This is a genomic window from Nitrospira sp. BLG_2, assembly GCF_049222245.1.
In genome coordinates this window covers 1-24,010 of record NZ_JBLYIG010000468.1, presented here as the reverse complement: position 1 = coordinate 24,010, position 24,010 = coordinate 1, and the positions used below count along the sequence as shown (strand labels likewise).

General features: G+C 52.8%; 28 protein-coding genes. 10 read left to right on the top strand and 18 right to left on the bottom strand.

The window, feature by feature from the left end; translation table 11 throughout:
• Positions 1-537, bottom strand: a 537-nt coding sequence (ricT, locus tag ACOSYY_RS12745; protein ID WP_421662834.1) for a regulatory iron-sulfur-containing complex subunit RicT, incomplete at its 3' end; no start/stop codon positions are given.
• Positions 538-724: 187 nt separating this feature from the next.
• Between ricT and ACOSYY_RS12740 the strand changes: the two genes are divergently transcribed.
• Positions 725-1,003: an ImmA/IrrE family metallo-endopeptidase gene (locus tag ACOSYY_RS12740; protein WP_421662832.1), complete on the top strand. Its 279-nt coding sequence runs from the start codon at positions 725-727 to the stop codon at positions 1,001-1,003.
• A gap of 19 nt (positions 1,004-1,022) precedes the next feature.
• Here the strand turns inward: ACOSYY_RS12740 and ACOSYY_RS12735 are convergent, their stop codons facing one another.
• Both ACOSYY_RS12735 and ACOSYY_RS12730 read right to left on the bottom strand, forming a co-directional pair.
• Positions 1,023-1,463 (bottom strand): EVE domain-containing protein, encoded by a 441-nt coding sequence (locus ACOSYY_RS12735; protein ID WP_421662831.1) that lies wholly within the window; start codon positions 1,461-1,463, stop codon positions 1,023-1,025.
• A gap of 311 nt (positions 1,464-1,774) precedes the next feature.
• A complete protein-coding gene (locus tag ACOSYY_RS12730; RefSeq protein WP_421662830.1) occupies positions 1,775-2,161 on the bottom strand; it encodes a hypothetical protein in 387 nt (128 codons plus the stop codon).
• A gap of 770 nt (positions 2,162-2,931) precedes the next feature.
• On the opposite strand from ACOSYY_RS12730, the gene thrH reads away from it, so the two are divergent.
• Entirely contained in the window at positions 2,932-3,552 is a 621-nt protein-coding gene (gene thrH, locus ACOSYY_RS12725) for a bifunctional phosphoserine phosphatase/homoserine phosphotransferase ThrH (protein WP_421662829.1), read from the top strand.
• Between the two features lie 311 nt (positions 3,553-3,863).
• Here thrH and ACOSYY_RS12720 read toward each other — a convergent pair whose 3' ends face one another.
• The 15 genes from ACOSYY_RS12720 to rpmH all read right to left on the bottom strand — a co-directional run bounded on the left by ACOSYY_RS12720 (position 3,864) and on the right by rpmH (position 17,272).
• The gene (locus ACOSYY_RS12720) at positions 3,864-5,579 is read right to left on the bottom strand and encodes an alginate export family protein (protein WP_421662828.1); all 1,716 of its coding nucleotides are present in this window, start codon (positions 5,577-5,579) and stop codon (positions 3,864-3,866) included.
• Positions 5,580-5,751: 172 nt separating this feature from the next.
• Positions 5,752-6,051, bottom strand: a complete 300-nt coding sequence (locus ACOSYY_RS12715) for a Sec-independent protein translocase subunit TatA/TatB (protein WP_421662827.1) — start codon at positions 6,049-6,051, stop codon at positions 5,752-5,754.
• 78 nt (positions 6,052-6,129) lie between these two features.
• Positions 6,130-6,414, bottom strand: a complete 285-nt coding sequence (locus ACOSYY_RS12710) for a twin-arginine translocase TatA/TatE family subunit (protein ID WP_421662826.1) — start codon at positions 6,412-6,414, stop codon at positions 6,130-6,132.
• Positions 6,415-6,560: 146 nt separating this feature from the next.
• A complete protein-coding gene (gene mnmA, locus ACOSYY_RS12705; RefSeq protein WP_421662825.1) occupies positions 6,561-7,643 on the bottom strand; it encodes a tRNA 2-thiouridine(34) synthase MnmA in 1,083 nt (360 codons plus the stop codon).
• A gap of 34 nt (positions 7,644-7,677) precedes the next feature.
• Complete coding sequence (locus ACOSYY_RS12700; protein WP_421662824.1) at positions 7,678-8,124, bottom strand: bactofilin family protein; 447 nt, start codon at positions 8,122-8,124, stop codon at positions 7,678-7,680.
• A gap of 130 nt (positions 8,125-8,254) precedes the next feature.
• A complete protein-coding gene (locus ACOSYY_RS12695) occupies positions 8,255-8,749 on the bottom strand; it encodes a bactofilin family protein (protein ID WP_421662822.1) in 495 nt (164 codons plus the stop codon).
• 166 nt (positions 8,750-8,915) lie between these two features.
• Positions 8,916-9,764, bottom strand: a complete 849-nt coding sequence (locus tag ACOSYY_RS12690) for a ParB/RepB/Spo0J family partition protein (protein WP_421662821.1) — start codon at positions 9,762-9,764, stop codon at positions 8,916-8,918.
• Positions 9,742-10,518, bottom strand: coding sequence for a ParA family protein (locus ACOSYY_RS12685; RefSeq protein WP_421662820.1), 777 nt, complete (start codon positions 10,516-10,518; stop codon positions 9,742-9,744). The genes ACOSYY_RS12690 and ACOSYY_RS12685 overlap by 23 nt, the downstream gene beginning before the upstream one ends.
• A gap of 36 nt (positions 10,519-10,554) precedes the next feature.
• Complete coding sequence (gene rsmG, locus ACOSYY_RS12680) at positions 10,555-11,205, bottom strand: 16S rRNA (guanine(527)-N(7))-methyltransferase RsmG (RefSeq protein WP_421662819.1); 651 nt, start codon at positions 11,203-11,205, stop codon at positions 10,555-10,557.
• Positions 11,206-11,275: 70 nt separating this feature from the next.
• Positions 11,276-13,159: a tRNA uridine-5-carboxymethylaminomethyl(34) synthesis enzyme MnmG gene (gene mnmG / locus ACOSYY_RS12675; protein WP_421662818.1), complete on the bottom strand. Its 1,884-nt coding sequence runs from the start codon at positions 13,157-13,159 to the stop codon at positions 11,276-11,278.
• A gap of 8 nt (positions 13,160-13,167) precedes the next feature.
• The gene (gene mnmE / locus ACOSYY_RS12670; protein ID WP_421662817.1) at positions 13,168-14,619 is read right to left on the bottom strand and encodes a tRNA uridine-5-carboxymethylaminomethyl(34) synthesis GTPase MnmE; all 1,452 of its coding nucleotides are present in this window, start codon (positions 14,617-14,619) and stop codon (positions 13,168-13,170) included.
• 52 nt (positions 14,620-14,671) lie between these two features.
• Complete coding sequence (yidC, locus tag ACOSYY_RS12665; protein ID WP_421662816.1) at positions 14,672-16,366, bottom strand: membrane protein insertase YidC; 1,695 nt, start codon at positions 16,364-16,366, stop codon at positions 14,672-14,674.
• A gap of 37 nt (positions 16,367-16,403) precedes the next feature.
• Positions 16,404-16,613, bottom strand: a complete 210-nt coding sequence (gene yidD, locus ACOSYY_RS12660; RefSeq protein WP_421662815.1) for a membrane protein insertion efficiency factor YidD — start codon at positions 16,611-16,613, stop codon at positions 16,404-16,406.
• A gap of 1 nt (position 16,614) precedes the next feature.
• Entirely contained in the window at positions 16,615-16,980 is a 366-nt protein-coding gene (rnpA, locus tag ACOSYY_RS12655; RefSeq protein WP_421662814.1) for a ribonuclease P protein component, read from the bottom strand.
• 154 nt (positions 16,981-17,134) lie between these two features.
• A complete protein-coding gene (rpmH, locus tag ACOSYY_RS12650) occupies positions 17,135-17,272 on the bottom strand; it encodes a 50S ribosomal protein L34 (protein WP_080886085.1) in 138 nt (45 codons plus the stop codon).
• Positions 17,273-17,735: 463 nt separating this feature from the next.
• Between rpmH and ACOSYY_RS12645 the strand changes: the two genes are divergently transcribed.
• The 8 genes from ACOSYY_RS12645 to ACOSYY_RS12610 form a co-directional block, all read left to right on the top strand.
• Positions 17,736-18,347: a hypothetical protein gene (locus tag ACOSYY_RS12645; protein WP_421662812.1), complete on the top strand. Its 612-nt coding sequence runs from the start codon at positions 17,736-17,738 to the stop codon at positions 18,345-18,347.
• 8 nt (positions 18,348-18,355) lie between these two features.
• Positions 18,356-19,489 (top strand): L,D-transpeptidase family protein, encoded by a 1,134-nt coding sequence (locus ACOSYY_RS12640; RefSeq protein ID WP_421662811.1) that lies wholly within the window; start codon positions 18,356-18,358, stop codon positions 19,487-19,489.
• Positions 19,490-19,499: 10 nt separating this feature from the next.
• On the top strand, positions 19,500-20,138 hold the full coding sequence (locus ACOSYY_RS12635; protein ID WP_421662810.1) for a L,D-transpeptidase: 639 nt from the start codon (positions 19,500-19,502) through the stop codon (positions 20,136-20,138).
• Between the two features lie 28 nt (positions 20,139-20,166).
• Positions 20,167-20,805 carry a hypothetical protein gene (locus ACOSYY_RS12630; protein WP_421662809.1) on the top strand — a complete coding sequence of 213 codons (639 nt, stop codon included), beginning with the start codon at positions 20,167-20,169 and terminating at the stop codon, positions 20,803-20,805.
• Between the two features lie 238 nt (positions 20,806-21,043).
• On the top strand, positions 21,044-21,820 hold the full coding sequence (gene pgl / locus ACOSYY_RS12625; protein WP_421662808.1) for a 6-phosphogluconolactonase: 777 nt from the start codon (positions 21,044-21,046) through the stop codon (positions 21,818-21,820).
• On the top strand, positions 21,817-22,869 hold the full coding sequence (gene glk, locus ACOSYY_RS12620; protein ID WP_421662807.1) for a glucokinase: 1,053 nt from the start codon (positions 21,817-21,819) through the stop codon (positions 22,867-22,869). Before pgl ends, glk begins: the two co-directional genes overlap by 4 nt.
• Positions 22,866-23,564, top strand: a complete 699-nt coding sequence (gene rpiA, locus ACOSYY_RS12615) for a ribose-5-phosphate isomerase RpiA (RefSeq protein ID WP_421662806.1) — start codon at positions 22,866-22,868, stop codon at positions 23,562-23,564. Before glk ends, rpiA begins: the two co-directional genes overlap by 4 nt.
• A gap of 142 nt (positions 23,565-23,706) precedes the next feature.
• Positions 23,707-24,010, top strand: a 304-nt coding sequence (locus ACOSYY_RS12610; RefSeq protein ID WP_421662805.1) for a hypothetical protein, incomplete at its 3' end; no start/stop codon positions are given.

Sequence of the window (24,010 nt, the reverse complement as noted above, 5' to 3'; positions counted from 1 at the left end):
GACGAGGCCGCAGGTATCCATGCCACCAAGCCGTCGGGCTTCCTCACGTACTCCGACTTGACGCATTTCGATACGTCCGCCGAAACGACGCGCCAGATCTCGGACCAGTTCCCGGAAATCGATCCGGTCATCGGCCGTGTAAACAAAGGTCAGTTGCCGGCGATCGATGGCCCCATAAACCTCGACCAACTTGAGATGAATGCCAAGATCCATCGCCTTGGTTCGGCAATAGGTAGCAGCTTCCTGGGAGAGCCGTTCAAGCCTCTGAATCAATGCAGCTTCTTCAGGATTTGGCTTACGTAAGATTGATTTCATCGCCCGCATGGGCGGACTAAACGGCGTCGAGTAGGGCTCCGTGTAGACGAACCCGTACGTGACTTCACCTTCCACCTCGATTAAGACCGGGTCACCGGTGCGCAATAGCACACCGGCTGAGTCCAACTTCTTGACCTCCCCGCGATTCCTGATCTTCACTCCAACCAGTCGAACCGACTTAGGATAGGCAGGGACTAATTGTTCAGCAAAAGTAGATTCCATAGGCGAATCATACACAAATCTCGGCGATGGGGGAACTGCTAAGAGAGGGGCAACGGTCGAAAGTGGCTTGATCTTTCTCCAGATAGATGACGACATAAAACTATGACAAATAATAAGAAAATCGTCAACACTCGGCCTGCCTTGTTATGGTAGGCTAAGCTTGCGTAGGAGGAAGAGGGAGCGAACGATGGCGACGATGGTCAGAGAACGAAGAAAGATGTTGCGCATCCCCAACCAAGTTGTTCTTCCGTTCGGCTATCGGATTTCGGTTCGACAGTTATCCGATGCGGAAATGGATAAGCGGGACGCAAATGCCGATGGAATATGGGATGATGACACGAAGACTATCTATGTACGGAAGCGGCTGCCTGTGACCCGCCGTCGATATATTCTCGCGCATGAACTGGGCCACGCCTGGCTGGACTGGCAACATCGGTATATGGACGATGGAAAGGCCAGTATCTAATTTGGTGAACCACTCGGCCTTATACTAGGCTGATGATGTGCTTCCACTCCAGCGAAGTAACCGGCTGAACTGAGAGACGAGATCCCTTTTTCAATAACACCATCCCTTTCAGCCTGCCCTCTTTCCTCAATTCGTCCAGGGTTAGTGCGCGAGCAAATCTTCGAACATACCTGATATCCACCATGTCCCACCTGGGCTCGGATGGTTCGCTTTTTGGATCGTAGTGCTTGTCCTGCTTGTCAAATTGTGTCGGATCAGGGTGGGCGGTTTTGACCACTTCCGCGATACCCACGACCGCCGGTGGCTCAGCGTTACTGTGGTAGAACAGGACTTGATCGCCGACAGCCATACTGCGCATGAAATTACGAGCTTGATAGTTGCGTACTCCGTCCCAAGTGGTTGTCCGGTTGGGGGATCGTATTAAGTCATCGATCGAGAAGGTGGAAGGCTCTGACTTCATTAGCCAATACCTTTTGGATTTCATTCTGTTTTCAAAACGAGGCATGCGCCACATTCCGCTCCATTTCCCGAAATCGCAAACAGGTTCTGTCCGTCGACCAAGCTGCTCGACACTAAAGGCTCCTCCTGATTCCCCTCACCGGTTGTGTGAGAAAGAGTATATTGTCGAGTTCTTAAGCCACGACTGAAACCAATGACGAGACGTCGTTCGTGTGCACTCTTTGCCGGTTCGATTCACCCTGTGCCGACCTGTAGGCTGTAGACTTGGATCAGCATGAACATCAAGGATCACGATAACCACGGAAGCATGCACTAACTTCTTTCTGATGAACGCGACTCAATAAAGTCGATCAGGGCCTGGTAGGTGAGCTCCCTTGTTCGAGCTTTAGTCATGGTCATCCCATTGAGGTTTGCTTCCAGCCAGATGCGCTTAGAGATTGGTTCAAGTGCTTCGTTACAGAGACTCCACATGTCATGGAGGAAACATTCCGGCAAGCCTACTTGGAGGCCTTCGGATTCGATGCGGTCGTCCAGCAGGGCGAGGAGGTCGGAAAAAGCGTGATCGGGACGATACGGCACGGAAGTGAAGCCAAACTGTTCTTGGGCATGGTGCTCTTGCGTTGCCTGATCAACGAGGTCCCGCATGTATTCTTTGAGCAAACCAATGATGTGTCCAGAAAACACAATCGGCTGTCCCATGCGCCATTATCGAGCTTCTTTATGGGAAGGATCAAGATCGGCCTCCGGATCCTGCAAGTAGCTATCGGTAGGCTCATTTTTTGTGTGGGGCGGAACATGAGGCCGGGGATAGGGCGGGGGTACACCTGGCTGACTCGGTATGAGCGACGACCTCTCGTTGACTCTCTCATGTTCGGCAGGGTCGGTGTACCCGCGCACTATCAACTCTACGCCTTTTCATGAAACGCGCAAGGCCCAAAGATGGCCTTATCTGTGAGTCCATTTGGGGGTAGCGTAAACGAACCGGTAGGATCTGCCGTGAGGTGGTGCTCCGCATAGATCTAGAAGTAGCCTATAGCGACGCGGGGATGAACCGACGTTCGAATCGAATTGCGCCATAGCGTCAGAGCCATGGAACTATGACTCTTGATTCATCGTGCATGGGCATATTAGTTTCTATCGCGCTACCGAGGAAAGACCAATATCAACCATTCAAACTTCTTGAGAAGATGATCCCCCGCACACGAGGGAGGTCCGCTCGGGCAAGCACGGTGTTGGGCTTAGTGTGGCAACACTGTTTCCAATGGGCTTGATTCCATTTTCTTCGGTTTTCGATTGGACGGAACGCCATCAGGCCAACAATCAGCAGACATGGAATGGGACGGCGCTACTCGATCAGGCAATCGACAAATTGTGCGTTTTTCCGTCAATCTTTTTGAACAGGTCGCAGAGATGTTGTCTCATAGCAGAGACAGAGAGGTGGTACTTCAGTGACGAAGAGGAGAGACTGCATGCAGAAGCCCGTGGTGGTGTGTTTGGATCTGGAAGGGGTGCTGGTACCGGAGATCTGGATTAATGTGGCGGTGAAGACGGGTATCGATGACTTGAAGATCACGACCCGTGAGATGCCTGATTACGACAAACTCATGAGGCGGCGGTTGGAGATACTCCATCGGGAGACGTTGAAGATCGGCGACATTCAAGATGTCATTGAAAAGATGGGTCCTTTGGAAGGTGCTACTGACTTCCTCGCGTGGCTGCGGGAACGCTACCAGGTCATCATTTTGTCGGATACGTTCTATCAATTCGCCCAGCCACTTATGCGACAGTTAGGCTTTCCGACTCTCTTCTGCAATCAACTCGAAATCGACGGAAGCGGCCGCATCCTGAACTATCGCATGAGAATGCAGGACCCAAAGAAACATGCAGTAGCGGCGCTCAAAGCGCTCAACTTCTTTACAATGGCTGCCGGTGATTCTTACAACGACACCGCGATGCTTGGCGAAGCCGACGCCGGATTTTTCTTTTGTCCCCCCGGACATCTCCCGAAAGAGTTCCCGCAGTTTCCTGTGACATGGAACTATGGCGAGCTTCAGGCGAGACTGGTTCAAGCGGCCATGTCGAGCGAATAGGCCAAGCCAGCGATCACGAGCCTTGGCTGGAGAGATGGCGACAAGCGGTCGGCTTGGTATTCAGGTGTTTGCACAGGAACGGAGTGGTGCTTGGCCATTGCCCGATGTCTGAAGTCGTTTAGTGTCCGTCACGAGGTCAAAGTACCTGGAGAAAGTAGGAAGTAATTGGGACATGACCCGTTCGGTCGTTTCGTAAAGGGTGTCAAATCGGGGAAGGAGATGTGCCGTGGCATGGATGGCGCGGCTGAGGTGTATAATCTCAGAGAAAAGGTTGTGAATATCCGACGTTCGGGACGAGATAGTCGAGCGGCCTAAAAGTTTATCCAGAGCTGAGCGTAGGCCCAATCTTGCCCCACGGCACGGCGCCCTAAGTTGTGGGAAATGTATGAACCAGGCCAGAGATGTCCATAGCCGGCCTGAAAGGCGACGATACCCTTCATAAAGAAATGGGTCCAAACGACATCAACTTCATCACCGATATGGGTCTGAGTGTTGTCCGGTCGTGAGAAGACATAGACACCTTGGCTTGCGCGATACCAATTATCTCGAGCATTGGCCAGATGCAGATTTGTGTACCAGATTTCGATATGATCGTCTTTGGTCGGGCGAGCTTGAAAGTTGCCGGAGAAGCTCATCATGTTTTTCCAGGCCATGACATCCATGTACCCCATGTGGATGTGATTCGTCGGAAAGAAATTTTCAAACGTATTGGCGGTCTTACAATCTCCATAGGCGGCGTTTAACGTGCAGTTGGCTCGACCGTCTCCGGAGGCATAGTCAAAATTGAACGCGATGCGAGGCTTTCCGGGCCAGTTGAAGGCGGTATAACCGATCCAGTTTCTGGTGGCCCAGGCATTGATGTGAAGGCATTTGCCCTCGCCTCCGGAATCCCCGCACAAGCTGCTTGCGCTGGCAGCAGTATCCCCCATCTGCCCGAATTGGTAGACCACTTCGCTGGAGAGATCGAAGAAGCCTTTCTTCATGGCTACCCGTCCCCCCACGGTATGGCGGGTTTGATTGCCATGCTTGGGCGTGCCGAGTCCCTGGGAAGAAATGTCTCCTCCCCCAAGATTGTTCTTGTAATAAGCATAGAAGGGTTCGATGAGAAATCCAGGGATCGTTTTGATTTGGTTATATAAGATGATCAAATCCGCATCACCGGCGGCGTTTTTCGCCTGACCTGTGCCGGCAATGTTCGGATTTCCGCTTCCGAGGGGTGCCCCTTGCAAAAGGTCCGTTTCCGCTGTCCGGAACCAGCCGGCATGAATATCCATGATCCTGTGGCTGTATTGCACCATGACCCCATCAAACGAGTAACCCGTGTTGGCCCAATCGAAGTGGCCGAACAAACTTTGGTCGCCGAACACGACATACTGCCGACCGGCCTTTAAGCCCAACCCCTGTACACCGGCAAAGTTACGGATCAACATGTACCCGGCTCGTATGCCGAGTGAACAGACCGGCCTGCCACCCTCACTCGGTGTGGCCCCGCAGGTATGGATCAATGGATCTCCATTGTTCCCAGCGCCTCCGGCTCCCACGGGCGTCCCGTTGCCGCCCCACGTACGGGAATCAATGAACTCGAGATAAAAGTTGACATCAGGGGACAGATCGTAGCCGATACCCAAACGAATCATCTGCTGGACGAACTGATCATTCGCTTTACCGGCCAGGCTATTAGGCGCAATACCGGGAGCGTTACATTGTCCTGCCGCTCCAATCCCGCCGCCGAAACAGACGTTGTTTCGGTATTCTGGTCGTACACGAAGATCGGCGCGCAGCCAAAGGTTTCTGATGTCGAAGTTTCTGCCGATTTGTGGGTCGAATGGTTCGTACGCCTCTTTTTGCGGGATACCACGTCCGATGACGATAGGATTGGTGATCTTTTCCCCTTCGGGCAGTTGGAAGGCAGTTTGAGCTGAACCGCAAAAGATAAATAGCTCAACCGCTGCCGTCATGGCCGCGAGGAAGACAGTTTTCCACTTTCCTCGAAGTTCCTCGCTAGAAATCGTCCGTACGGTATTCATTCTCTGAAGAGTCAAGGAGTCGAGTCGCACAGGCCCTTCAGGGCGAGGGGGAAAATGGGTAACGAGGTGCCTGTATGTTTCCAATGAGAGGGTTCGATGAGAGAGGGGAAATAGAGGGGAGTCTATGTTGTCCGTGTCCTCTTCGTGAAACCACCGCACTGATCATTTCAAATTATAGCTGACCCGATTTGCCAAGAGACTGCGGAGTCTCCTCCGGTTGTTTACCCGCAGCAGTGATTTCTTCTTCGGCTTCTTTCATGGAAGCCTGAAAATCCTGTTCGACCATTTTGACTTCTTGTTGAATCATGTTGAGCTCCGGCTCCACCGACTTGCGCAGATCTTCGGCCGTATCCTTAAAGCCTTTAATGGCTTTGCCAACTTGGCGCCCGACTTCAGGGAGTTGTTTCGGACCAAATAGGAGAAACGCTATCACCAGAATAATTAATATCTCGCTGGCTCCCAATCCAAACATAATCTCAGGATCGTAGTGATGGTAAGACCGTTAATCTCCCCCGCCGTCCAATCGCCGCAGGACAGACACTCAGGCTTTTTACCCTTGCTTTACCTGGCCCGGTTGCGCCGCTTGAGGAGCAGGCGATGGTGTGGCTTCTGATTGGGTGTTGGCCTGATTGGATGAGGCGGCTTGTGACTGAGCATCCTGGGACTGTCCGGCCGGTGTCACGTCAATGGCATCGGCCTCGTGTACGGACTTCTTGAAGCCTTTGATGGCTTTGCCGAGCCCTTCTCCCAATTGGGGAAGTTTACCGGCACCGAAAATGATCAAAACAATGATCAAAATCAGCAGTAATTCCATCCACCCAAATGAACCAAACATCGAAACCTCGAATTAAGCCGATGAATATGGACTTCGACTGGTTATGCCGCTGGAATGAGGCGCTTTCTCCGCTCCGGTAAGCTTGAAGGCTATAGGAAGATTACAGGACAAGTCAAGAAGAAGACAAGGGTCAGGCGGCGTTAGAATTAGAACGGTTGGATAATTCCGCCTCCGAGGACGTGGTCACCGTCATAGAAAACGGCGGATTGGCCGGGACTTAATGCCCGTTGAACCTCTCGGAACTGAACGTGGATGCTTGAGGAGGTCAAAGGTGACAGAATGGCAGGTGTCGGGGGTGTCGCATAGCGGACTTTGACGTGGACTTCGGTTGGGCTTTTCAAGAGGTGAGGCATAAAGATATTGAGGTCGCTTACCGTACAGTCTTGTCTGCGCAGGGATTCCTCCGGACCCAGCATGACGGTATTAGTCGCGGGACGTACTTGTTGAACATAGAGACGTTGTCCTGTGGCAATGCCGAGACCTCGGCGTTGGCCTGGTGTGTAGAACGCAATTCCGTCGTGCCGGCCCAAAGGGTGCCCGGCCTCGTCGATAAAGAGGCCGGGTTTCTTGGCTTCGGGAACCTCTTTTTCGATGAATGTACGGTAGTCACCTTGAGTGACAAAGCAGATCTCCTGACTTTCTTTCAGCTCATCGGCTGGGAGCCCCAACGCCTCGGCTTCTTTCCAGACATCAGATTTGGCCAAGTTGCCAAGAGGGAAGAGAAGTTTGGGTAGCCAGTGAGGATTGAGGCGGTAGAGAAAGTAGGTTTGATCCTTGCGATTGTCAGTGGCCCGCGTAAGGAGGGACGTGCCGTGATTGTTTTGTAGACGAGCGTAATGTCCCGTCGCTACGTAATTGAAGTTCCGCGAGACTGCAAGATCCATGAGCCCCCGAATCTTCACTCTCTCGTTACAGCGGACACAGGGATTGGGTGTCGTGCCGGTAGTATAGCCGTGGAGAAAATCGTCAATGACTCCTTTCTGAAATGTGTCGCGAGTATCAATGACTTCGTGGGAGATACCGAGGAGTTTGGCGACATGCTTGGCTATGCCGACCTTACAACAGCCCCGTTCTTGCCATTTTTTGGACGTTGATACGGTTTCGTCCTCGTGTTCCCATACCTGAAGGGTAACGCCGTGCACGTCATAGCCCTGGCGAACGAGCAATGCGGCAGCGACGGAGCTATCAACTCCGCCGCTCATACCGAGAAGGACAGTTGGTCGAGTCATGGAGCAGTATTGTACCGGGAGGAGTTATAAAGGGCTAGAGGTCCGCCGTCCGAGCTTTGCCGCGATGGGCTGCCAAATCGTGAACATTCTTGTGAGACGAGGGGTTTTCGTCGACCCATTTATTGGCTCCCATGTCGCACATGCCATGGAAGTGAGCGCCGTCCTCGATCGAAATGCCCGGTGTGCGAATATCACCGATGAGAATACCCGGCTTAAGAATTTGAATTTTTGCGGTGGCTGTGACTGTGCCGTTGACCTTGCCGCTGGTCATCAGGGTGCCGACTGAAAGAATGCCTTTGATCACCGCCTGCTCTCCGATAATCAGAGTGCCGGTGGTGTGGACTTCGCCTTCAACATGGCCGTCGATGCGGATGGTTCCATCAAAGTTGAGAACGCCTTTGAAATCCACTCCTTTTCCAAGAAACGTAAAATTATCGCTGTCGCTCGAGTCTTGAACATGTTTGTCGCCTAGAGCCCACATCAGCTTTCCTTGCTCCCTTAATAAGACAAACCGACGAGGCACTGTCTTCTAAAGGCGTTGGACGTGAGAGAGGAAGCTCATTCGGTTGAGAAAGAGTCCCCCTCTCTTCGTTGTCTAGTGTATCACATGACTAGGCGGAGACCCTCCGGATCACGGGCTCACTCGGAATTCCAACGGAATGAAGAGGTGTTGTTTCTCGTTGGGAATGCGAAGTGGCTTGTTCCATTTCTAAGGTGCCGTTAAAGAGGACCCCTTCTTCGATGGAAAGCATGGGTGTGGTAACGCCGCCGTTAATAACGGCAGGAGCGCGCAACTTCATTTTGTCTCGCGCGTGAATATCCCCGGTAATCTTCCCTTTGCAGACGATGGTGCCTGCCGCAACTTTGGCTGTAATGACAGCTTCCTCGCCGACCAACAGGATGCCGTCGGTGTGGATTTCTCCATCGAGAGTGCCATCGATCCGCACAGTCCCGTTGTAAGTGATAGTACCCTTGAACACGACACCTTTCCCGACAAAAGCGCTGACCTCCTGTCCGGGGTCGTGGCGCATAGATTCCAGACTTGATCCATTGCCCTCAATGTCAACGTCGTCGGAACGCCTACCGTCTTGTTTGTCCTTCCACATACGCTCGCCTCCTCTCACGATTTTGGATAGCGGGGTCCAATTGACGAAGATCGGAATCCGTTATCGTTAGGGGATATATCGGTCGAGTCCGTTGAGATATTTAGCGTTCGTATGTGTAAAAGACAAAAAAATCCGTTTTAGGGCGGGTACGCGGTCCCAAGACGAGCTAACTCAGGAGAGTCTCCACAACTCCATCAAGTTCGCCGGGAGAAAAATAGTGAATGACGACTTTACCTCCTTGCTTGTGCGCATGGATCGTCACTTTCGTGCCGAGGCGTTTCTGTAATCTGGTTTCGAGCTCTATCCAGGGTGAACTGCGGAGGCTCTTGGGTTGACGGTTTTTCCCTCCCAAGGAGAGGTCCACGAGTTTTTCTGTTTCTCTGACGGAAAGAGTCCCAGCGGCTACCATTTTGCCTATTTTGAGCTGCTCCTCCGTGGATTGGAGACCGAGCAGGGCTTTCGCGTGACCCGTAGTCAGAGTGCCTTCCTCGACGAGCTCCTGCACTTCAGGGTGGAGCTGGATGAGTCGAACGAAGTTGGCGACGGAGGAACGATCACGACCGACTTTTACGGCGATCGCGTCTTGCGTGAGGCCGAATTCATTCATCATGCGCGAATATGCCCGTGCGGTCTCCATCGGATTCAGGTCTTCTCGTTGGAGGTTCTCAACCAATGCCAGGAGGAGAGACTCTTGATCGCTGCAATTGCGAATGACGACCGGGATGGTCTCAAGCCCGGCTTCCTTTGAGGCGCGCCATCGGCGTTCTCCGGCGATCAATTCGTAGATGCCGTCACCCTTGCGGCGCACCATAATCGGCTGAAGAACTCCGCTCTCTTTGATGGAAGCCGCCAGCTCGGCAAGTTCTTCCTGGGGGAAGGTGTGTCGCGGTTGATAGCGATTAGGCACAATATTCTCGATCCGTATCCGCTGGACATCGGCCGGCTCCGCTGGCTGACTCACTTTGGAGGATGGCAGAAGGGCGCCGAGTCCTTTACCGAGGGCCTTTTTCTCCATGAGCTATAAACTCCTTAGCTAAATGTACGTATGCTTGCGAGCCGGCAGACGCTACATTGTACAAAATCCCGGGCCGACCGTAGCTCGGAGCTTCCGCGAGCGAGACATTGCGCGGGATGACGGTTTGGTAGACTTTATCGATGAAATGGGATCGTATTTGTTCTGCGACCTGTCTCGACAAAGTATTACGCGAGTCAAACATCGTCAAGACAATACCCTCCAGCTCCAGGCTTGGGTTAAATGATTGTGTAACGAGATCGATGGTACCGATGAGCCTGGTCAAACCTTCCATCGCATAATATTCGCATTGAACCGGTATGAGAACTGAATCTGCGGCCGTAAGGGCATTGATAGTGAGAATTCCTAGAGCGGGAGGACAGTCGAGAAAAATAAATTCATATTTTTCTCTCACCTCGCCAATGATGCTTCTAAGATGATTTTCTCGCCCTTCAACATTGACCAGTTCAACTTCAGCTCCTGCCAGATCTGCATTGGCCGGTAAGAGAGTCAGCCCTGGTACAGAGGTCTCTAGTGATGATTCTTGGATCGTACTGGTTTTGAGAAGGCAACTGTACATCGTGTTCTTTACAGACTGAGGGTCGATGCCGAGCCCGCTCGTCGCATTTCCTTGGGGGTCCATATCCATGAGGAGTATGGATCTTCCTTCTAGCGCAATAGCCGATGAAAGATTTATAGCAGTGGTAGTTTTGGCAACACCACCTTTTTGGTTTGCAACCGCAATGACCCTTCCCATTTACAACTCCCTATATTGTTCCACGTGGAACAATCTTTAAAAAGAAGGCCTAATAGTAGAAATCACTCTCTGCCCATATCCTTTTGGAAGCTGGAAGTCATATTGACTGGAAAGTAACCAATTTTGAGAAAGGTAAAAGGATGTAACAGGTTGCGATGAGTAGAGAATTACTTTCCCTCCCTGCCGGAGGAGCTTCCTGCCATATTCCAGTATCATGTCATGTTTCAATGCCCTGGTGGTCACGTAGTCAAATAATCCATCAGACAGACGTTCGCTCAGGAATCTCTCTAGAGTCCCATCGAATATTGCGATGTCTTCCAGCTTGAGGCGGCCTATGATGAATCGAAGAAAAGAAGTCTTCTTTTTCGCAGGCTCAATGAGAGTAAGGTGGAGGTCCCACTTCGCAATTTTTAGTGGAATTCCAGGAAATCCGGCTCCTGTGCCGATATCCAGCAGTCTCGCCCCAATCTTCATATTTTCCGCCTTGAGTGCGGCAAGGGAATCAACAAAGTGCTTGATAATGATCTCCTCATCCTGTGTGATGTTCGTGAGATTGAATGATTTATTCCAAAGTTGGAGCTGCTTAAGGTACACAATGAACTGTTGAACTTGTTCAGCGCTGAGCAAAACACCAATGTCGGCTGAACTTTCCAGCAATAACGAGGAAAGTGAACGTGTATGTTCCACGTGGAACAATTACGCTGGTACTTAAATGAGGTCAATAGGGAAGGTTGGATTCGGATCAGATTTTACGGCACTACTTGTCGAGGGAAACGGTGTTGCGTCGGCTCTTTTCTATTGCAACTAGAAGCAAGGATATAGCAGCTGGCGTCACACCGGATATTCTCGATGCTTGGCCCACTGTCTCCGGTCTCACTCTATTGAACTTCTCTCGAACTTCTCTCGAAAACCCTGAAACCATGTTGTAGTTGAACATGTGAGGAATCAATTTTTGTTCGAGCTTCTTAAACTTTTCAATCTGTTGAATCTGCCGACGTACATAACCTTCGTATTTGATTTGGAGTTCTACTTCTTCAGCGATTTCATTTTCCGGAATGAAGGGCATTCCAAAGGCTTTTAAGAGTTCTTGATAGCTGGCTTCCTGACGGCGAAGAAGCTGTGCCATGGTCATGGAAGAGGAGGCATTCTCAAGATAGGTACCTTTGGTCTCCAACCGGATGTTTTCGGTGAAAGATGGTCTTGTTGTATTCAGGTGGTCGATCTCTTTTTCGATTAAATATTTCTTTCGCAAAAATCTCTCGTACGCTTCCTTGGAAATCAGACCAACGTCATATCCAACCGGCATAAGTCGCAAGTCTGCATTGTTGTGGCGGAGAAGCAATCGATACTCGGCTCTCGACGTGAACATGCGATACGGTTCATAGGCATCTTTCGTGATGAGATCATCAATAAGTACACCGATATACGCTTGGGACCGATCCATGATGAAGGAAGGATCTCCGCGAAATTTCAGAACGGCATTAATACCGGCAACTAAACCCTGCGCCGCAGCCTCTTCATACCCAGAAGTACCGTTGATCTGTCCGGCATGATAGAGGCCTGCTACCTGTTTTGTTTCAAGCGTTCGGTACAGTTGGCGAGGAGGAAAGTAATCATACTCAATCGCATACCCTGGTTTCAGTATTTTGGCATGCTCCAATCCAGGGATTGTTTTCAGCATAGCGGCCTGAGCATCAACCGGCAGGCTGGTTGAAATACCGTTCGGATAAAATTCGATCGAGTCAAGGCCTTCCGGCTCAATAAAAATCTGGTGACGTTCCTTCTCGGCGAACCGCACGACCTTATCCTCAATGGAAGGACAGTACCTGGGGCCGGTTGATTCGATGACACCGCTGTACAGAGGCGAGCGGTCAAGATTCTTTTGAATGATGTCGTGTGTCTCTCGGTTGGTATAGGTCAAGTGACAGAGAACTTGTCTGTTCGTAATGTGTTGGGTGCGATATGAAAAAGGCGGAGGAGGGGTATCACCGGGCTGAGGCGTCATCACAGAGAAATCAATCGTTGTCTTGTCCAACCGTGGAGGGGTTCCGGTCTTGAGCCGTCCGATCTCAAATCCGAGATCCCGCATACAGTCCGAAAGGTGTTCGGCCGAAGCTTCGCCCGCACGGCCAGCCGGGAAATGGTTCAATCCTATGTGGATAAGTCCCTTAAGGAAAGTACCTGATGTCAGGATGACGGCTTTGGCATCGATCGTCATACCTGACCCCGTCATAATCCCGGTTACCGCACCTCCGGACACAAGCAGTCGATCCACGACTCCCTCCGCCAGGGTAAGATGTTCCTGCGAAGCGAGAGTCTCTTGCATAGCCATGCGATACAACGATTTGTCGCATTGGGCGCGCAACGCTCGCACGGCTGGTCCTTTGCTCGTGTTGATGAATCGAAATTGAATCCCGGAGCGGTCCGTGTTCCGCCCCATCTCACCGCCGAGCGCATCGATTTCCTTCACGAGGTGCCCCTTGGCGATCCCACCAACCGCCGGGTTGCACGACATCTGTGCGATTCGGCCCAGCTCCATCGTCAAAAGCAAAGTTTTCGCGCCCATTCGCGCCGCAGCCAAGGCGGCTTCGCAGCCGACATGACCACCTCCCACCACGATGATGTCAAATGCCGTGGCCATCGATCCCTCTATTTACCAATGCAAAACTCGGAAAAAACGCGGTCCAAAATTTCGTCGGACGTAATTGCCCCAACAATCTCGCCCAGCGCATCAGCGGCTCCACGGAGATCGACCGCCACAAACTCCGGCTCGATACCTCGTTCGATCGAGACCAGTGTCTCTTGAAGTGATGTCTCGGCCCGCTCGAGCGCCACCCGATGCCGAACATGAGTAATAATGACACCATCTCTGGGTTCAAATGACGGTTTCCCCAATTGTACTCGAATAGCGTGCTTCAACGCCTCAAGCCCCTCGCCCGTTCGAACAGAAATGGGAAGAACCTTGCACTTGGTGCGGGCGCGAAGCGCGTCCGACACCGGTTCTACCGATGCAGCGTCGACTAAATCGATTTTATTGACCACCCATACATGCTCGTCACCAAGGGAGGGCAAACGGACGGTTCCCATATCTATCGTTGCGAGTTGAGCGCCATCCAAGACATTCAGGACGATATCAGCCTCGTGCTGAGCTTCTTTAGACCGACGGATGCCTTCCAGTTCGACGAGATCGGTGGTATCGCGCAATCCGGCGGTGTCGACCAAGGTAATTCGCAGACCGAACCAGTCGACCGATTCTTCGATGATGTCGCGAGTTGTGCCGGGGATGTCCGTCACGATAGCCCGGTTCTCACGGAGTAAACAGTTCAATAAACTTGATTTACCGACATTGGGCTCTCCGACAATCACCACGCGGACTCCGTCGCGCAGTATGCGTCCTGTTTCGGCAGTCGCCAACATTCGTCGAATGTGAGCCAGCGTCTCTTGCAGGGAGACGATCATTGCTTCACGCTCAACGAATGTTATGTCCTCCTCGGCGAAGTCGATTCCTGCTTCTAAATGAGCCAACAGGCCTACGAGGCCGGTGCGCAACTGATGGACTTGCTGCGCGAGCTCGCCGCGGAGCGGGCGCTGTGCCAGTTTGAGGCCTAGTGCAGACTTGGCTTTGATCGTGTCCAGCACGGCCTCAGCCTGAGACAAATCCAAGCGGCCATTCAAGAAGGCCCGTTTGGTAAACTCTCCTGCTTGTGCGAGACGAGCTCCGGCAGCGACGCATGCCTCACAGACTCGTTGCAGAACCAACACACTTCCGTGGCAATGAATCTCAATCACGTCCTCCGCGGTAAACGATCGAGGCGCCTTCATATAGACTACCAGGCCTTCATCGACTATCTGCTCGGTCGATTCACGTGTCTCGGAAATAGAAAGGCCGTCTCTTGAAGGAATAGGCGGAAAGAGAATATCGGCCAGGTGCAGCGTGTGAGAAGCGAGTGTCTGAAGCGGTTGCCTGGAGCGCAGCCGAACAACGCGGCTCCCGATGTCAATGGCATGCGGCCCGCTTATTCGGACAATACCGATCCCTCCCTCGCCCGCAGGAGTGGCAATTGCGCAAATGGTATCTTCGGGTGTTCCAACGGCAGGCATGTTCACACACGATCCGGAGAAACGGGTCACATCGGGCCAAACCAACCGAGCATCATTTCTTGCCGTCTTGTTCGTCCATCGCCGGTGCTATGGCGGGAGCTCGAAAGAAAAAGCGATCGGTGACGAACTGTTGCACGATAGTGAGCACGTTATTGGTCAACCAATACAACACCAGACCGGCAGGAAAATTGATGAACAGGAATGTCATGAGCGCCGGAAGCATCAGCATGATTTTCGCCTGAGTCGGGTCCATGGTGGTCGGCTGGATCTTTTGCATGACCACCATGCTGATTCCCATGATGATCGGCAGAATGTAGTAGGGATCCTGCACCGACAGATCGGAAATCCACAATCCCAGCGGCGCTTGGCGCAGATCGATCGTCATATACAGAATATTGAACAGCGATATGAACACCGGCATCTGCAATACCATGGGGAGACAGCCGCCTACTGGATTGACCTTATGATCCCGGTACAGCTTGATAAGTTCCTTGTTCAAGCGCTCGCGATCGTCCTTGAATTTTTCCTGGACGGCAGCGACCTTCGGCTGGATACCCTGCATCTTCTTCATCGAAGTATAACTTTTGTATTGCAGGGGGACAAACAATAGCTTGATGATGACGGTCAGCAAGATGATCGTCAGCCCATAATTATGCGTATAATCATTGATATAACGCAGCACATAGAAGATGGGTTTGGCCACGGCCCGGACCATGTCCCAGCTACCGAAAAGAAACCATCCGAAATCGATGGTATCTTCAAGCCTAATTTGCAAACTCTGAAGCGTGTCATACTCCTTGGGACCGGCGAATAGCTGGAGTCCGACAGGTGCTCCGGACGAATCGACAGTCAAACGAACCGCAGTGGAAGCGAGCTTGTCCCCTTGTTTCTTGGGCAAAGCGGACGCATTCGTCTTCGGAATAAGTGCGGCAATGAAATACTTATCTTGTAACGCAACCCATTTCAAAGAGCCCTTGCGCTCAGTCTCGGATTCGGGCATATCGTTTTCAATCTTATCGTCGATGAGCGAGGCCGCTCCGACAGAACCGATGAACCCTTCTCCCCAATCCACAACCCCAAAGTTCGTTCCCAATCCGACTTTCACCGCGCCTGAGAGTCCACTGGGTTTCAGCGTGATGTCTACGACATAGCTATCGGCGTGAAAGGTCAGTTGCTTTTCCAACCGTACGCCGGTCGCGGGATTATCGTAGTAGAAGGTCATATGACCCGTGGCATGGTCCTGGTCCAAGGTCGTAAAATCCCTCTCAACCCTATAGATTCCTTCGCTTAATTCCTTTGAATGAGAGGCGTCATCCGTTGTGATTGTCAGAGGCTCGGCAAATTTGCCCCCTTGTCGCACGAGCTGCACTGCGGACTTCCCATCCGAACTGCTGTGATAGCGTTTGAGTTCCCAGCTAATCAGTACGGCTCCGCGTGTCGTGAACTTGGCCCGATAGAGATCCGTTTCTACCTCGACGACCTCTATCGCGGAAGGCTTTGCGCTCGCCTCTTGAGCCCGGTCGTCCCCACTGGCGGGCTTTGACGTCGCTAGTTCCTTGCTTGCTGGAACGTGAGAGGTTGGAGCGCCAGGGCTTGCACTCGAAGACGGTGATGGATCGCTTGTGGAAGGGCCGGCCGGTTCCGAAATAGTCGGTTGAGGAAGTAGCCCCAGCTCTTTGAGCAGATACTCGTACCCAAAGATAATCGCAAGGGAGAGCACCAAGAACACGATCACTCGTTTTTCCATGAAGAGGCAATACTTTCTTTGAATGATGTAATTGTCGCTACTTGACCGGGTCTTCTCCACCGGGATGGAAGGGGTGACATTTCATAAGCCGCAGGATGGCTAGGCCGATCCCCTGTAACGCTCCGTATTTGATGATTGCATCAGAGGCATATTGCGAACAACTGGGGTCGAATCGGCATGTGCGCCCGTATAGAGGGGAGATCACCATGCGATATCCTTGAAGCAGCCACAGACATAGCGATTGCATATCAATATGCCCTTGGGCGAAGGAGGTGCAGGCGCTCAAGCGAGCCCTTCCACGCGTGAACCAACTCATCCCGCGATTGCAATAGCGCGTCCCGCTTTGGAAACACGAGAAGTCCTCGGCCCGGAACCAAGTCCGGGTGTAATTGCCTCACCAGTTCACGAAAGATCCGTTTGGCCCGATTGCGTCGGACCGCATTTCCAAATCGCTTCCCCACGATAATCCCCACGCGACTCGGGGCATCGTCCATCTTGCACGCCAAAAGATTGAAGAGGGCCGTCGAAATTCTGCGGCCCTGATGTTTGACAATTTGAATGTCCCGATTGTTGCGCAAAAAAATGACATTTCGTCCTTGCGCTTTCGGTGTCATTGGACAGGAGGGTGTTTCTTCGCCGCATTCCATCGGTTATGATCCCGGAAAAGACACTAGCTGGTAGGTGAACGCCCGTTCAACGGCAACGCGAGAGATCGAGAGCGCCCCGAAGTGCACCTGCTGATCGACACGCTGATCCGACACAATGTGTTTAAACGGTCAACCGAGCTCGTCCTTTAGCCCTCCGGCGGGCCAGCACCTTGCGTCCGTTTTTGGTGCTCATACGCTTTCTAAATCCGTGTTCACGCTTCTTTTTCAAGTTGGACGGTTGTTGAAATGTAAAAGACATAATCTCCCTTCCATTCCCACGCTTTCAATGATCACTTCCAAATGAACGGCGAATTATAGGGGAGGCGCTTGGGCCTGTCAATTTCATGCCGCGTACGCTTATATAGGATACCCAACTTCAGTCATTCGTGTCTCAACGTTGAGGCGCTTTTGCTTTCCACCACCAGAATGCCACAAAAATCGTGCGGCCGATGATCATCACGCTCATCGTAACTATACGAAATAGGTTGCATTTTTTGCACGGCAGCGACGATTATCAACGGCACCGAGCTTGCTGCATATTTGGCGGTGCTAGTATGCCTGACGGTCTAAGTCTGTTAAGCTAGCGCATCTATTATGAAAGACTCTTGGACATTTTGTGAGAAGGTAACTCCGGCTGCAGATCATGAACTGCTACGCTCGATGAAGAAAGAACCGAATTGACCAACCTCTAAGGATAGAACTTATTAAGGAGGACCCTTCGTATGCTCAGAAAAGTATTCCTTGTACCTCTTGCCTTGACTCTCGTTGTGATTGCCGGATGTGCGGAACCTCCAACCCAGCAAATCCAGGAAGCAGAAAAGGCTCTTAAAGATGCGCAGGAAAACGGCGCTGCCACATATAGCGCTGATGAATACGCCAAACTAGAAGGCACCCTTGCCGCATTGCGGAAAGAAGTCGCCGATCAGGATGAAAAGTTCACACTCTTTCGAGATTACGGCAAGGCACAACAACTGTCAGCCTCGGCCAAAGCCGATAGTGAACGGATCAAGGCGGCTTCGGTTGAAAAAAAGGAAGAGGCCAAAGCAGCAGCCTTGCAAGCGCAACAAGTCGCTGAAGAGGCGGTGAGAGCGACGCAGGATTTGGTCGCCAGGGCACCGGTCGGAAAAGACCGTGCGGCGGTGGAGGCCATTAGGAACGACGTGGAAGGGCTGAAGTCGTTACTGAAGCAGGTCCAGGCGTCGATCGACAAAGAAGATTACCCTGCTGCGCAAACCCAGGCAAAGGCTATTCACGACATGAGCCAAGGCGTGTCAACCGAGATACAGAATGCTCTCGCGAAAATAGGAAAAGGGAAACTCGCAAAGAAGAAGTAACGCACGGCATGGCGCTTCACCGGATACATAAGACACTTGCCGCGATGCTCTGCATCTTCTGCTTGATCGGTTGCGTTCAAGCCGTTCCGCCGGACCTCCTTGTAGCTCTTGAGGCCATTGATCAGGATTTGATCGCATTGCGGGCTCCTGAAGCTGCGCCTGAGGAGTACGGGCAATTTGTTCGTCAATGGGTCTCTTTGAAAGCACGCGTCCAATTGGATGATGATTTGATCAGGTGGCCATGGGAATCGAGTGATCTGGAGAATGATCTCAGGCGGCTGTACATCATCGGTGAACGTACCGTCTCCCAGCTGCATGAGAGACAAGCTTCGCAGCATCGCGCGGCGCAGGCCAAGGTCGTTCGCCTTGAAGAGCAGCTCCATACGATTACCTCGAAAGTCGAGTCGATCGATGGGCGTATCCTCCTGGGGGAAAAAGTCGTTCAAACGGATCTCCTTGTTAAACAGGCCCGTTCCTTCTTCGAGCAAAAAGACTTCCAGCGAGCCATCCAAGCGGCAGAGAAAGCGGACCATGCCCTCAAGGCCCAAGCTTTACTACTCAGCCAAGAACTGGGACGATACGCCAATGAGAGCCGGATCGCTTCCTGGCAGGCTTTGGCCAGACAGACCATCGAGTGGTCGCGGCTCCACCAATCGACGGCCATCGTCGTGAGCAAGGCCGACCGAGAATTGACGCTCTACAAGAACGGACGGAAGGTGATATCCTATCCGGTACGATTGGGGTTCAATGGCATGCTGGAAAAACAGTTCCAAGGAGACGGGGCGACACCGGAAGGTCGGTATCGTGTGACGGACAAGCGCGGTCCAGGTCAGACGCAATTCTACCGGGCCCTGGCTTTGGATTATCCCAATGCCGAAGATCGTCGACGATTCGAGCTTGCGAAGAAGTCGGGAAAGATCGGCTCGGCCAAAGGCATTGGGGGCCAAATCGAGATCCATGGAGCCGACAATGAACTGCTGGCCCAGACCCTTGGATGCATCATGCTCGATAATCCAAATATGGCTGTTCTCTATGGCGGGGTCTCCGTCGGGACACCGGTTACCATCGTCGGTGCCTTGACGAGAGAAAACGCAGTGGCCCTGGCCTTATCTGAACTCGTCCAACGTAGAGATGAAATCTGAGCGTAGACTGATGAGCCGAATCATTCTTGCCGCTTCAGCGGTCAGTTTACTTCTATTAGTGGTCATAAGCGCCTTTACGACCAATCACGTGGCGCCCGAAAACTCCGCAGCCGTTCACCAGCCCGCTGTGCAGGACAAAGCCGATCTTCGTACATTGCAAGCCCGGTATAAGACACTCTCCAAACAGCTGTCCCACTTCATGCCGAACCAGCCTTACATCTTGGTCGATACGGCCAGGAACAGACTTTATGTGAAGCATCAAAAGCAGGTAGTCCTCGATGCGATCGCTTCGACCGGTAGCGGAACAATTCTCGACAAGCCCGGCGAGGGTAACAGCCAGTGGATCTTCGATACGCCACGAGGAGAATTTCTCGTCAAATCGAAATTGACCAATCCCACGTGGATCAAGCCCGATTGGGCATTTATCGAAGAAGGGCTCGCGGTGCCGCAGAATACCAACGACCGTGCCGAACAAGGGGTCCTCGGCGAATATGCATTGGGATTCGGCAAAGGCTATTTCATCCACGGGACGCTCTATACCCGTTTATTGGGAAAAAACGTGACGCATGGATGCATCCGGCTCAATGACAGTGATCTTAAAGGTGTCTACAAGCTCGCTCGAGTAGGAACACCGATCATGATCTTTTGATCCCCTCAAGAGCGCGCAGATATTACCCATGAACCTCTGCGCCATTTTTCTTCTGCTCGCCTTCACCACACCAAGTTGGGGAAAGGATATCGAAATCTTTCCCGACCTGAATCTCAACAATCCCAACGAGCTGAAAGAGGCAACTCGCGTCCTTGAAGAAGAACTCAAGCTGGCTGCGCGTCCTCAAACCTATCTCTTGATTGATCTAGGCCGGAGCACGATTCACATTAAGGGCCGAGGGATCGGCCTTCACCAAATTCCGATCATGATGTGGTCGGCCGGACCGTGGGAGAATCTGAAAGGGATCCACCGATTAGTGACACGACCTCCGGTCGTCAGGCGGAAGATCGAACCGGGTGCAGGAGTCGAACAGGAGCCCATTTCTCTCACCGATATGCCGGTCGACTATATGTTGTCTTTCGGTCCTTCCCTGAGCGTCACGGTCGTTCCGTCCGTCGCAAGCGACAGTCTCCTTCAAAGCGCCGTTCTTCTGGGAAAAGTGGGGTGGCGAAATGTGAAGGACTGGACGGCTACGTTGTTAACGGACCGCTCATCCGAGTCCACCACTCATCTCCGGTTGACCCTCTCGGCCGACCACGCGCAATCCTTGGCCTGGTCTCTGGTCGATGGCATGGCGTTGGTCATTCGCCGCCCAGCCGATAAGTAGGAACTGCAGCACTGAGTCTGTGTTGCCTTTTCCACACCAGCTCAATAAGATACGACCGAGTTATCCATCAACCGGTGACATGGAATCACTCGAGGCATCCATCGCCATCCTGTTCGTGTTGAACTAGGATGTGTCCATGCCGCCACGATGAATGCCGTCACAGCGGAATTGACGGAGACGGCATCATCCGGACGCCGTACGGTCTCAATGAAACGCCGTAAAATCACTCGCCGCTAAAATGTCCGCCATCCCAGAAATCCGCATCGCGGACAACCTTCATGAGTGGGCGCAGGACGCCGCAACCTTCATCCATTCTGTGAGCGAACAGGCTATCACATCCCGCGGCCGCTTCATCATCGCGCTCTCAGGAGGATCCACACCGAAGACGCTCTATCAGGTCCTGGCTACTCCCGAGTGGAAAGCGCGGCTCGATTGGTCACGTATCTTTTTTTTGTTCGGTGATGAACGCTGTGCCCCGCCGGACCATCCGGAAAGCAACTTCAAGATGGTGCACACCGCGCTGTTTCGTCCGCTCAACATTGACCCCGATCATATTTATCGAATGAAAGGCGAGTATGAAGATCCAACGGCTGCCGCTCAGGAGTATGAGGGGACCATTCGAAGCCTGATGAAAAGCCCTTCATCAAAGGTGCCGCTCATTGACCTCGTTCTGCTCGGCCTCGGAGACGATGGGCATACCGCATCCCTCTTTCCTGGAACAGCAGCCTTACAGCAACAGAACAAGATGGTCACGGTTGGCCGCGCTCCCACCGGCATCCAGTCTCGCCTTACATTGACCTTAGGTGTGCTGAATCATGCAGCTGTGGTATTGTTCCTGGTGACCGGCGCAGGGAAAGCAGAGATCATTCGCCGGGTCATCGAGGCTCCATCCGAGGCAGATCGCTCATTGCCGGCAGCGCGAATATCACCGGAATCGGGTCGACTCGTGTGGATGCTTGATCAAGCCGCCGCGCAACAGCTCACGAAGAAGCGATCGCACAGAGAGGATACGTGATTCTCGCGGGAGACATCGGTGGGACTAAGACGAATCTGGCGCTCTACGAGTGGACCACCGAACGCACGGAACCGTTGCATCTGGAGAGTTTTCCGAGTGGTGATTACAAATCGCTCGAAGATATTCTTGTCGAGTTCCTTATGCCGACGAAAGGGCCGTTTCCCATCGCCTCACTGGAAGGCGAAAAACTCTCCACACCCTCTACCGAATGGGGGAAGCTGACGGCGGCCTGCTTTGGAGTCGCAGGACCGGTGATCGACAATCGTTGTCAGACGACGAATCTCCCGTGGGTGATCGACGGCCGGACCATCGCCAAACAGTTCAATATTCCCCGCGCGCAGTTGCTTAACGATTTGGAAGCAACCGCCTATGGCATTCTGTGGCTGCGGCCGGACGAGCTGGAAGTGCTCAATGCGGGCAGTCCTCCGAAAAAACGGCAAGCATTGGCGCTCATTGCCGCCGGCACTGGCTTGGGTGAGGGCATCTTATTTTGGGACGGCAAAACCTATCGTCCCATGCCGTCTGAAGGAGGTCATGCGGATTTTGCGCCCAACAATGATCAAGAAATCGAACTGCTTCGCTATCTCCGAAGCCAGTATCTTCATGTGAGCTATGAGCGCATTCTGTCCGGTCCCGGCCTCCACGCGATTTATGAGTTTCTACGCGACACCAAGAAGAACGAACCAACGTGGCTTGCGGAAAAAATCAGGGCTGGTGATCCGGCTGCTGAAATCGCCTATGCGGGATTGCAAGGGCAAGCCGAAATTGCCAAGCAAGCGTTGGATCTCTTCGCGTCGGTGTATGGCGCAGAAGCCGGCAACCTCGCCTTGAAGACGCTTTCCCTCGATGGGGTGTATGTCGGTGGCGGTATGGCGCCCAAGCTCATCATGAAACTCCAAGACGGGACGTTCATGAAGGCCTTTTTGAACAAAGGACGGTACAAGAAACTGCTGAGCGCCATACCGGTGAAGGTCATCATGAACCAGCAAACAGCCTTGGTCGGGGCCGCGTCGGTCGCAGGGGCTCTCTCTCTCGCACCCACGTCATGACCTCAGAAAGTCTAGACAATCTTAAAAAAGCAGCCGCCTTCAGAGCGGTGGAATTCGTTCGCGACGGCATGGTTATCGGACTTGGGACCGGATCGACGGCAAAGCATCTTCTGGCGGCGATAGGCGAACAAGTCCGTGCCGGCAGGAAGGTGAGAGGTGTGCCGACGTCACAAGAGACCGCCGCGCTTGCCAGAGAATCCGGTATCCCGCTCATCGATACCGAGGATCGGTGGGAGATCGACGTCGCCATCGACGGAGCGGATCAGGTCGATCCCGACTTCAACTTGATCAAGGGTGGAGGCGGAGCGCTCTTAAAAGAGAAGATCGTGGCGGCGTCTGCGAAACATTTCATCGTGATGGTCGACTACACCAAACAAGTATCGGTGCTGGGAGGGTCCTTCCCTCTGCCTATCGAGGTCGTCCCCTTCGGGTGGGGCAGCACTGCCCGAGAAATTGAAGCGCTCACAAAAGGCCGCGTCGTGTTGCGGAACCGCAACGGAGTCCCGTTTAAGACGGAGGCTGGTCATCTCATCGTTGATGTCCATATCGATCGCATCGACCGGCCTGGTGAACTGGAAACAGCCCTGAACCTCATCCCCGGTGTGGTGGAAACCGGTCTCTTTGTCGGCCGGACGAACACCTTGATCGTCGGTACGCCCCAAGGCGTTCACATCTTCCATGTTCCCAGGAAATGAGTGCCCGTTCAGCAGACGAGAAATTCTATCGGATTTCGGCCGACGGGCTTGCTTCCTTCTGATTGGCCCGATAGCGTATACATTCATACCATCATCCAAAACCGCAGACGCCACAACGACCAGCAGGCCGCACGGTGAAGACATGAGCCTTGATGATGTTCCAGGCAGCCACGATCGATATCGGCTTCCGCGACACGTAATCCCGACACGCTATGACTTGCGGCTTGAGCCTGATCTCGACGGCGCGACATTCATAGGCCGGGTGACGATCGCGATCACGGTCAAACAGCCCACGCACACCATCCTATTGAACGCCGCTGATCTTGCCCTTCAGTCAGCGATGGCCGAGGACGCGAATCGGCGGCAATTCAAGGCGCGTATCGAATCCGAACAAAAAACGCAACGGGTGGAATTCTCTTTTCAAGAACCGCTCCGGCCTGGCGAAT

Coding starts and splice junctions, on each gene's coding strand:
- ACOSYY_RS12645 (WP_421662812.1), top strand. CDS start 17,736: ATGCTCAGAAAAGTATTCCTTGTACCTCTTGCCTTGACTCTCGTTGTG.
- ACOSYY_RS12740 (WP_421662832.1), top strand. CDS start 725: ATGGCGACGATGGTCAGAGAACGAAGAAAGATGTTGCGCATCCCCAAC.
- ACOSYY_RS12720 (WP_421662828.1), bottom strand. CDS start 5,579: ATGAATACCGTACGGACGATTTCTAGCGAGGAACTTCGAGGAAAGTGG.
- yidC (WP_421662816.1), bottom strand. CDS start 16,366: ATGGAAAAACGAGTGATCGTGTTCTTGGTGCTCTCCCTTGCGATTATC.
- ACOSYY_RS12735 (WP_421662831.1), bottom strand. CDS start 1,463: ATGAAGTCAGAGCCTTCCACCTTCTCGATCGATGACTTAATACGATCC.
- ACOSYY_RS12635 (WP_421662810.1), top strand. CDS start 19,500: ATGAGCCGAATCATTCTTGCCGCTTCAGCGGTCAGTTTACTTCTATTA.
- ACOSYY_RS12695 (WP_421662822.1), bottom strand. CDS start 8,749: ATGTGGAAGGACAAACAAGACGGTAGGCGTTCCGACGACGTTGACATT.
- pgl (WP_421662808.1), top strand. CDS start 21,044: ATGTCCGCCATCCCAGAAATCCGCATCGCGGACAACCTTCATGAGTGG.
- ACOSYY_RS12685 (WP_421662820.1), bottom strand. CDS start 10,518: ATGGGAAGGGTCATTGCGGTTGCAAACCAAAAAGGTGGTGTTGCCAAA.
- ACOSYY_RS12630 (WP_421662809.1), top strand. CDS start 20,167: ATGAACCTCTGCGCCATTTTTCTTCTGCTCGCCTTCACCACACCAAGT.
- thrH (WP_421662829.1), top strand. CDS start 2,932: ATGCAGAAGCCCGTGGTGGTGTGTTTGGATCTGGAAGGGGTGCTGGTA.
- mnmA (WP_421662825.1), bottom strand. CDS start 7,643: ATGACTCGACCAACTGTCCTTCTCGGTATGAGCGGCGGAGTTGATAGC.
- ACOSYY_RS12690 (WP_421662821.1), bottom strand. CDS start 9,764: ATGGAGAAAAAGGCCCTCGGTAAAGGACTCGGCGCCCTTCTGCCATCC.
- mnmG (WP_421662818.1), bottom strand. CDS start 13,159: ATGGCCACGGCATTTGACATCATCGTGGTGGGAGGTGGTCATGTCGGC.
- ACOSYY_RS12640 (WP_421662811.1), top strand. CDS start 18,356: ATGGCGCTTCACCGGATACATAAGACACTTGCCGCGATGCTCTGCATC.
- ACOSYY_RS12700 (WP_421662824.1), bottom strand. CDS start 8,124: ATGTGGGCTCTAGGCGACAAACATGTTCAAGACTCGAGCGACAGCGAT.
- ACOSYY_RS12710 (WP_421662826.1), bottom strand. CDS start 6,414: ATGTTTGGTTCATTTGGGTGGATGGAATTACTGCTGATTTTGATCATT.
- mnmE (WP_421662817.1), bottom strand. CDS start 14,619: ATGCCTGCCGTTGGAACACCCGAAGATACCATTTGCGCAATTGCCACT.
- rnpA (WP_421662814.1), bottom strand. CDS start 16,980: ATGACACCGAAAGCGCAAGGACGAAATGTCATTTTTTTGCGCAACAAT.
- ACOSYY_RS12715 (WP_421662827.1), bottom strand. CDS start 6,051: ATGTTTGGATTGGGAGCCAGCGAGATATTAATTATTCTGGTGATAGCG.
- yidD (WP_421662815.1), bottom strand. CDS start 16,613: ATGCAATCGCTATGTCTGTGGCTGCTTCAAGGATATCGCATGGTGATC.
- ACOSYY_RS12730 (WP_421662830.1), bottom strand. CDS start 2,161: ATGGGACAGCCGATTGTGTTTTCTGGACACATCATTGGTTTGCTCAAA.
- rpiA (WP_421662806.1), top strand. CDS start 22,866: ATGACCTCAGAAAGTCTAGACAATCTTAAAAAAGCAGCCGCCTTCAGA.
- rpmH (WP_080886085.1), bottom strand. CDS start 17,272: ATGTCTTTTACATTTCAACAACCGTCCAACTTGAAAAAGAAGCGTGAA.